Source organism: Nocardioides sp. CPCC 206348 (assembly GCF_048654705.1).
GTDB lineage: Bacteria > Actinomycetota > Actinomycetes > Propionibacteriales > Nocardioidaceae > Nocardioides.
Genome location: NZ_JBMCZA010000165.1, coordinates 15,287 through 16,194, shown reverse-complemented (window position 1 = coordinate 16,194; position 908 = coordinate 15,287). Strand labels below are relative to the sequence as shown.

The window sequence follows — 908 nt, the reverse complement described above, 5'->3', positions numbered from 1 at the left end:
GTGGCGCACCATCGGCTTCGCCTAGGTTCACCGGGTGAGCCTCGCCGACGCTGTCCCCGCGCCCCCGCCCGCCGAGAAGAAGCCGCGCCGCCGCGCCGCCGCAGTCGCAGGCGTCGTCGGGGTCGGCTCCGTCATCGGCGTCGGCGCGTGGGCACTGCAGGTCTGGGCCGCCCAGGGACCGCAGCCCGCCGAAGCATTGCCGTCGAACACCCTCGCCTACATCGCGGTGGACCTGGACCCACCGGGCGGCCAGAAGGTCGCGGCCTTCAACGCGCTGCGCAAGTTCCCCGCACTGAAGGAGGAACTCGACCTCGACGGCCAGGACGACCTGCGGCGGTCGATCGTCGACGAGGCCACCACCGGGAGTGGCTGCGACGTCGATTTCGACGACGTCGAGAAGTGGGCCGGCGAGCGGGCCGCGCTGGCCGTCGTACCCCTCGACGAACCGGAGGTGGTGGCCGTCGTACAGATCGGTGACGCCGGGAAGGCCGAGGCCGGCCTGAAGGAGATCGCCGGTAGCTGCGACGAGTTCGGCTTCACCGTCTCCGACGGCTGGGCCGTCCTGGCCCGCAACAACGACGTCGCACGCGAGGTCAGGACAGGTGCGGCGCGGTCGACGCTGGCCGACGACGAGGACTACAACGAGCTCGTCGACGCCGCCGGCGAGGCCGGCGTGGTGACCGTGTTCGCAGCCCCGGAAGCAGGACCGGCGCTGCTCGAGGCCTCGGACGAGGACTCCTTCATCGCGTTCTACCTCGTCGCGTCGCCGCTGGGCTACGCCGATCCGGTCAGCGGCCTGATCAGCTACGTGAACGTCCTGCAGTTCGAGCACTCCCTGTCCATTGCGGAATCCGACGAGGGCTCCGAAGCAGGTTCCGACGAAGGCTTCAACGAAGGCTTCGACGAGC

General features: G+C 70.3%; 1 pseudogene. It reads left to right on the top strand.

Annotated elements, in window-relative coordinates:
* Nucleotides 1–34 precede the first annotated feature (34 nt).
* A pseudogene (locus tag ACOADB_RS12640) lies at nucleotides 35–908 on the top strand (hypothetical protein); the annotation flags it as partial.